General features: G+C 46.0%; 7 protein-coding genes. 3 read left to right on the top strand and 4 right to left on the bottom strand.

Annotated features, from left to right (window positions below; genetic code table 11):
* Positions 1-359: 359 nt before the first annotated feature.
* From E8M12_RS06060 to ygfZ, 3 genes are all read right to left on the bottom strand, one after another.
* Complete coding sequence (locus E8M12_RS06060; protein WP_136735196.1) at positions 360-1,130, bottom strand: hypothetical protein; 771 nt, start codon at positions 1,128-1,130, stop codon at positions 360-362.
* A gap of 886 nt (positions 1,131-2,016) precedes the next feature.
* A complete protein-coding gene (locus tag E8M12_RS06055; protein WP_136735195.1) occupies positions 2,017-2,499 on the bottom strand; it encodes an FKBP-type peptidyl-prolyl cis-trans isomerase in 483 nt (160 codons plus the stop codon).
* Between the two features lie 12 nt (positions 2,500-2,511).
* On the bottom strand, positions 2,512-3,474 hold the full coding sequence (ygfZ, locus tag E8M12_RS06050) for a tRNA-modifying protein YgfZ (RefSeq protein WP_136735194.1): 963 nt from the start codon (positions 3,472-3,474) through the stop codon (positions 2,512-2,514).
* Between the two features lie 364 nt (positions 3,475-3,838).
* On the opposite strand from ygfZ, the gene E8M12_RS06045 reads away from it, so the two are divergent.
* Both E8M12_RS06045 and E8M12_RS06040 read left to right on the top strand, forming a co-directional pair.
* On the top strand, positions 3,839-4,090 hold the full coding sequence (locus tag E8M12_RS06045; protein WP_136735193.1) for an FAD assembly factor SdhE: 252 nt from the start codon (positions 3,839-3,841) through the stop codon (positions 4,088-4,090).
* Positions 4,038-4,541: a protein YgfX gene (locus E8M12_RS06040; RefSeq protein WP_169303052.1), complete on the top strand. Its 504-nt coding sequence runs from the start codon at positions 4,038-4,040 to the stop codon at positions 4,539-4,541. The genes E8M12_RS06045 and E8M12_RS06040 overlap by 53 nt, the downstream gene beginning before the upstream one ends.
* On the opposite strand, the gene nadB is transcribed toward E8M12_RS06040, so the two are convergent.
* Positions 4,538-6,136: an L-aspartate oxidase gene (gene nadB / locus E8M12_RS06035; RefSeq protein ID WP_136735191.1), complete on the bottom strand. Its 1,599-nt coding sequence runs from the start codon at positions 6,134-6,136 to the stop codon at positions 4,538-4,540. The two genes, E8M12_RS06040 and nadB, sit on opposite strands and share 4 nt — an antisense overlap.
* A gap of 261 nt (positions 6,137-6,397) precedes the next feature.
* Here nadB and rpoE point away from each other — a divergent pair, with 261 nt between their 5' ends.
* Complete coding sequence (gene rpoE, locus E8M12_RS06030) at positions 6,398-6,976, top strand: RNA polymerase sigma factor RpoE (RefSeq protein ID WP_136735190.1); 579 nt, start codon at positions 6,398-6,400, stop codon at positions 6,974-6,976.
* Positions 6,977-6,980 lie beyond the last annotated feature (4 nt).

Below are 6,980 nucleotides of genomic sequence, written 5' to 3'. Positions count from 1 at the left end.
GTGGGAGTTCCCATGTGAGAGTAGGACATCGCTAGGCTTCCAATTCAGAAAAGCCCGCTCTAACGAGCGGGCTTTTTACGTTTGTGGGAGACGTCGTCGGTGAGGAAAGAAAGGAATTTCTTTCGGTGAGGACGTTGTCGCTGAAGACGTCGTCGTAAAAGCGAATCATCTGAGTTTTACTGACAACAACTTTAACCGTCATATCCTGCTACGACAGGATATCTCAGCAAAGCGAAAAGCTAACTAAAAGTATCGACGCAGTCCTCGCCGACAGCGTCCTCACCGATCAAACCGCAGTTATGGTTTGATCTCCCTCGACGTTAGTCTCCCTATTCAAAAGTAACCGCTCGCTAGAGTGGTTACTTAGCCTGCATACTCAAATTCTTATCCAACGCGTAAATCTGATATGTGGCGCTCTCAAAGTTATTATCCCAGTTTTGGAACATTTCCCGAGCCTTGTCTTCACCACCAAGATGCTTGCTTAACGCTTCGTAGAAGGTTTCTTTTGGGGGAGCCATTTCAGCATAGTTACTGTATGGAATTACCAAAGACAGGCCACCTTCGCCACCAATGCGACGTGACCATGACCAGTAATATGGCCACTTCATTTCTTTAGCATGATCGCTTAGCATTTTCTTACCTTGCTGAACGCTGGCATACATACCAAATTTGGCATGAAAGTCGGTGACTCCGAAATAAACAAACTTGCTGCTATCGTCCGGCCAATGACCATTGTCCATATCGACTTCGGCAAAATAGTGCTCATAGGATTCGACGTACTGACCAACTTTTTCCTGAAAGTGTTGGCCCATATTGTTTTTGTTTGACCATTCCCGGTAGTCATCGAGTTTAGCCCAACTAACGCAACAGGTTCGAATGTAATACTTATTAAGCCCGTCACCTAACACTGGACGGTAGGTATTCCACATTCTTGGGTCTTCTTTCTCCTGGCGGTGCTCAATGTGGCCTTTTAATGCTTCTTGAAATTTTGACTCCATTCCCGCTTTTGGCACCATTACCCAGAATTCAGCGATATTGGAGTTTTCATTTTCCTCAGCATGGAGGGCGACGGACGTAAAGCTGCCGGAAATAACAAATAACGTTAAAACCAGTCTCATTAATTGTTTCATGATCAGATCCTAATTAATTAAAAATTAGTAACCAAACAACCTTACGCGGATACAGCATTGGCTACCTGCATCGACAACAAACTACCTGAAAAAACTGACGTTTATGTTTGTTCAGGTGCGTTGTTAATAGTCTAGTAAAGGAATTCTAAAAGGCTAAATAGCGATGAATCAAAGAGGGAGACTTCGTCGAAGGAGATAACCTTTTCGCTGTCAGGTTATCGGTGACGACTGAGGTCGCTGAGGACTTCGTCGTGGGTAAGGCTACATAGTTGTCGAAAGCTGACTAGAAGTGACAGAAAATAGCTCTATGCATTGTCATCCCGGCGTACGACTACATGGATGTGGAAGGTAGAGCAATGCATGGAGCAATTGCCGAGGCCGGGATCTCGCTCTTTGCCGTTGGCTTTAGATTTCCAGTCGTAGCTGGAAATGACGGGAAACTGAAACTGGGTGGAAGGAGGAAGTGTCTAGCTTCGCTGGGTATGGTCACGGATGATCTGTATGCCGAAAATGCACAAATGCATGGATGCACGCAGGCAGAATAACGCAGGAGCAGTTATCGAGGAGCAATTTTCGGTGACAACGAAACGCCTTCACCCGAAGTAACTCATTGAGTTACGTACCCGGAGCCAATTGTTTATTAATTGGCGTACCCGGAATAAATTCTTTGAATTTATATACCCGCTACCTTAAACACAGCTTGCTAGCTGCTAGGCGCAATCTTCGATTGCATGCTAGGAACGATTTTCAATCGTGTGTCAGGAGCTGGCTTGCCAGCGTGCTAGTCACTTAAAGTTAAGGCCGTTCGCCATCCGAGACCTGAGACCTGAAACCTGAGATCTCGGTGGCGACTAGGCTCGCAGTGGCGAGCGAACTGTCGCCATTGCTAGTGATTACAACCCCCTTCACTATGCACATGCCCATGGGCAATCTCTTCATCGGTGGCTGGTCGTACTTCAAGGATCTCAACATCAAATACCAGGTCCAGACCCGCTAACGGATGATTACCATCAACCGTAATCGTATCGTCTTCAACATCGACAACAATGACCGTCTGCTCGCCTTCATCAGTCTGTGCACGCAACTGCATACCTACATCCAGATCTTCGATGCCCTGAAATAATTCCTTTGGTACGGTTTGCACAAAACCATCGTGGCGCTCGCCATAGGCTTCTTTGGCTTCTACTTCAACGGTAAAGTTGTCACCGACTTGTTTATCATTCAGCGCAACCTCTAGGCCAGGGATCAAAAAGCCACTGCCCTGAATAAACTCAAGCGGTTGATGATCGTATGAGCTATCGATTAGGTTTTTGTCACTATCCATTACCGCATAGTGCATTTTTACAACGGTGTTTACTGCGATTTTCATATAATTTCCTGTTTAATTAAGAACGTAAGGAAGCGGCATTTGCGTTAACACCGTATCGTTTAGATCTTTGACTCTGAATATATCGTTAGATTCTGTATCGTTTGCCAAAACGGCCTGAATATAAAGGCTGCCATCGTCGGCCTGATACAAACTAGTAATGTTACCACCCCGGCGCCAGTTGTCGCCAAGTTGCTTTTCAAGCATGGAGCTCGCATCAATCGGCTGCTCGGAATTGCCATATAAGGCAAACATAGCTCGCTTGTTTTTTCCCAGGTACTTCATTCTGGCAACGGTTTCCTGGCCCATGTAGCAGCCCTTGGTAAAGCTAATACCATCAATTGCCTGAAGATTTAACATTTGTGGCACGTATTCTTCCACTGCGTTTTTAGTCAGACATGGAAAACCATTAACAATTTCCAGCAATGTCCAAACAGAGCCACCAAGACAAGGTAACTCGAGGGCATTTAATATGTAGTTCAGGCTTACTTCGTCACCTACCAGAATATAGCCGGAACGGTGACCGTTAAAGGCAATCACACTGACGCCATTGCTGCTGATAACGGGGTTGTCTGAGTCGGGTAGGGTACCAACGTGCTTGTTTAGCGCGCTTTCTGCTGCGCCACCCGTTACCGCCAACATTTTAAACGGGCTCATGACAAGTTCCGCTTTGGCAAACACGGCAAATTTTTGCAGTTGCGCAAGGGAAGCCGAAGCGGAATCCTTGCTCATTAACATTAACACCTGATCTTCGTGTTCAAACACCCGAAAAGCGCTGAAAACTTTGCCTTTGGCATCACAGTGGGCGCCATGAAGGAGTTTCGCTTCAGGTAATTGATTGATGTCACAAGTCAACTGTCCTTGTAAATAGCTTAATCTTTCGTCTCCGGAGACTGAAATCATTGCCATATCGTCTAACCAGACAGCGAAGCTGTCGGGCAGGGTTTCTAATGCAGGGTGTGAGGATTCAGGATTCATGCGTCTCTGCTGTTGAATGGTTTATACTGTTTGTGCTGTAAATAGTGGGGCAAATAATCTTAATTTCAACCTTTTGCTACGAATTTGTCGGTAATTCTTGGGCAAAGGCAGTAGTGATATTCATTCTATATTAATGAAATATAGGGCCGTAAATGGGCCGCTGATAAACTCCATATGGATGAGTTTTAAAGGCGTTTTTCCTGCGTTACTGATTTTGACAATGGAGTAACCATTCTCTGCAATCAAAGCCTTGTCTAAATGCCTTTAAATTCTCACTGAGTGAGCAATAATTTATTGTGATTGGTATCATAACAAGGTGCTGGTTGCTACAATTGCGGAAATTTTTCGAGAAACGGTTTACTTGATGTCATTAACTCACAATAAAGCCAGATTAAAATGGGCATGCAGACGCGGTATGCTGGAATTGGACGTATTATTTATGCCTTTCGTTGATGAGGCCTGGGATCAATTGTCGGATCAGCAAAAACAGGTTTTTGAACGCTTGTTAGAATGTGATGACCCTGAGTTGTTTGCCTGGTTCATGGGGCATGAGGAATGCAAGGATGAACAACTTAACGCCATGGTCCAGCTCATTCTTAACCGAGTCAAAGTTTGAGTTTCAACTCATTGAAAAGCATCGGAGTATATCCTTCGATGCCTTTGAGGTCCTGCTTTGGGTAGCAGTGCTAAGTTTCACTTGTTGGTACTTTGCTATTGATTTATGGCTGTCCACGGTATTTATCGCTGGCGTTGCCCTAACACTGATATTGATCAGAATATTCAGTGTTGATAACAGAGTTAACCTGCCGCTGTTTACGCAACCATTTTCCTGTACCGCCTCAGGGGAACTTAGCACGCGAGGTGGTTATTGTTGGCAATTGTCAGGGAATTCTCTGGTTGCACCCTGGGGATGCTATTTAGACTTAAAGCCGAAAAGCAAACTTCAGGTAAACGGTTCTGCGCACAAGCTCTGGATATACAAAAATATGCTGTCAGATAACGACTATCGTTGCCTGTGTCGAATTATCCACTCTGCGCAGCGAGGCTCCGGCAAGGAAACGTATTAATCCTTAACCGGGGTTAAAATGGTAGCGCTGCTGTGCGCCTTAGTTTCCGGATAATCCAGGGTGTAATGGAGTCCCCGGCTTTCTTTACGTTCCATCGCACTAAGGATAATTAATTCTGCAACCTGCACCAGGTTTCGCAATTCCAGTAAGTTATTACTCACTTTAAAGTGGCGATAGTACTCCTGAATCTCTGATTGCAGTAAATTGACCCGATTCAGAGCCCGTTGCAAACGCTTATCGGTGCGCACAATACCGACATAGTCCCACATAAACAGACGTAATTCATGCCAGTTATGTTGGATCACCACCTCTTCATCGGAATTAGTAACCCGACTCTCATCCCAGGCTGGAATGCTGATAATATCGGCACGGTGATTTAAATGACCGGCAATATGCTCAGCCGCAGCCCGCGCGAACACGATGCATTCAAGCAGAGAGTTACTGGCCATGCGGTTGGCACCGTGTAACCCAGTATAAGAGACTTCACCGATGGCATATAAGTTAGCGATATCGGTTTGTCCGTGTTTGTTGATCATCACCCCGCCGCAGGTGTAATGGGCGGCGGGAACCACCGGCAATGGTTCCTGGGTCATATCCATGCCCAGCTCGGCAGTTTTTTCGTAAATGGTCGGAAAATGCTGTTTGATGAAACTTGCCGATTTATGGCTGATATCCAGGTACATGCAGTCAGCGCCAAGGCGTTTCATTTCAAAATCAATGGCGCGGGCAACCACGTCTCGAGGCGCCAGTTCGGCGCGTTGATCGAATTCCGGCATAAAGCGACTACCGTCGGGACGACGTAAAATCGCGCCCTCGCCGCGCAGTGCTTCGGTCAATAAAAACGTACCTGCCTGCGGGTGATACAAACAGGTAGGGTGGAACTGGTTAAACTCCATGTTTGCTACCCGACAGCCGGCACGCCAGGCCATCGCAATACCATCACCACTGGCGATGTCCGGATTCGATGTATATTGGTAAACTTTACTGGCACCACCGGTGGCAAGAATGATTTTTTTCGCATGTATGGCTTCGACTTTCTCAATATTACGATTCCACACATAAGCACCGATACAGGTGTTTTGGTCTTTATCATCAGCCTGAGTGATAAGGTCGATAGCATTGCAGCGCTCAAAAATTCGAATTCTGGAATGTTTTTTTGCCTGCTCAACCAAGGTGGTTTGTACCGCATAGCCGGTCGCGTCGGCAGCGTGCAGGATGCGTCGATGACTATGCCCACCCTCGCGGGTTAAATGATATTCGGTATCGCCACTGGCCGATTGTCGCTGGTCAAACTGAACCCCCTGGTCAATCAGCCATTGCATCGAAGCCTTCGCCTGCTCGGCGGTAAAGCGCACCATATCTTCATCACAAATGCCACCACCGGCGATCAGGGTGTCCTGTACATGGGCATCGATAGTGTCTTTTTCATCGAATACTGCGGCGATACCACCCTGGGCATAATAGGTAGAACCTTCATGAATGGGACCCTTGCTAAGCAGGATCACATCGGCCAGTTGTGCCAGGTTCAGGGCCAGGGTCAGACCTGCGGCGCCACTTCCTATGATAAGCACGTCGCAGTTATGTTGTTGATTCATCTTCGCAAGTAATATTATGATGGCAAACAGGTTTCGAATTCTAACGTAAAATCAGGGGAATACCAATGTTCAGCGGTTTCAGGGCAATGAAATAGCGGCTAATATTGAGTAGAGGATCATTTTTTTCAACTTTGATGTTTTTTTTGCGAACTTTTTCAAATCATAACAGTCATAACTGATGCGTTTGCCAAGAGCTGAGATGTTGTCACCGACGACTTAATTTAGGTCGGTGAGGAGAAATATAAAGGGGAATTGGCTCTGATGAGCGAGCAGAATGTTGACCAGATACTGGTCAAACAGGTACAGAATGGAGATAAAAACGCTTTTAATTTGTTGGTGCAAAAATATCAGCAAAAGGTAATGAATCTGGTTTCCAGATACATTAAAAACCAGGCGGATGTTGCCGACGTTACTCAGGAAGCTTTTATTAAAGCTTACCGCGCTATCGGCAGTTTTCGCAGTGAAAGCGCTTTTTATACCTGGCTGTACCGGATTGCGGTCAATACCGCGAAGAATCATTTGTCAGCAGGAAGTCGTAAACCGCCGGGATCGGATATCGAGGTGGAAGATGCGCAAATGTATGATAGTGGCGAAGCACTTCGCGAGAATGCGTCACCGGAAAGAATGATTTTAACGGATGAAATTCGCCAGTTAATTTTTACGACTATCGAGCAGTTGCCGGAAGAGTTGCGAACCGCAATTAACCTTCGGGAGCTGGATGGATTAAGTTATGAGGAAATAGCCAACATAATGGAGTGTCCGGTCGGTACCGTCAGATCACGTATCTTTCGAGCCCGGGACGCAGTAGATAAAAAAATCAAACCATTATTACAGCGCTAATTGT

This window comes from Thalassotalea mangrovi, assembly GCF_005116735.1.
Lineage (GTDB): Bacteria > Pseudomonadota > Gammaproteobacteria > Enterobacterales > Alteromonadaceae > Thalassotalea_A > Thalassotalea_A mangrovi.
Note: the sequence above shows the minus strand (reverse complement) of the source record. Positions and strands in the feature narration are given on the sequence as shown.

Coding starts and splice junctions, on each gene's coding strand:
- E8M12_RS06060 (WP_136735196.1), bottom strand. CDS start 1,130: ATGAAACAATTAATGAGACTGGTTTTAACGTTATTTGTTATTTCCGGC.
- E8M12_RS06055 (WP_136735195.1), bottom strand. CDS start 2,499: ATGAAAATCGCAGTAAACACCGTTGTAAAAATGCACTATGCGGTAATG.
- ygfZ (WP_136735194.1), bottom strand. CDS start 3,474: ATGAATCCTGAATCCTCACACCCTGCATTAGAAACCCTGCCCGACAGC.
- E8M12_RS06045 (WP_136735193.1), top strand. CDS start 3,839: ATGTCATTAACTCACAATAAAGCCAGATTAAAATGGGCATGCAGACGC.
- E8M12_RS06040 (WP_169303052.1), top strand. CDS start 4,038: ATGAACAACTTAACGCCATGGTCCAGCTCATTCTTAACCGAGTCAAAG.
- nadB (WP_136735191.1), bottom strand. CDS start 6,136: ATGAATCAACAACATAACTGCGACGTGCTTATCATAGGAAGTGGCGCC.
- rpoE (WP_136735190.1), top strand. CDS start 6,398: ATGAGCGAGCAGAATGTTGACCAGATACTGGTCAAACAGGTACAGAAT.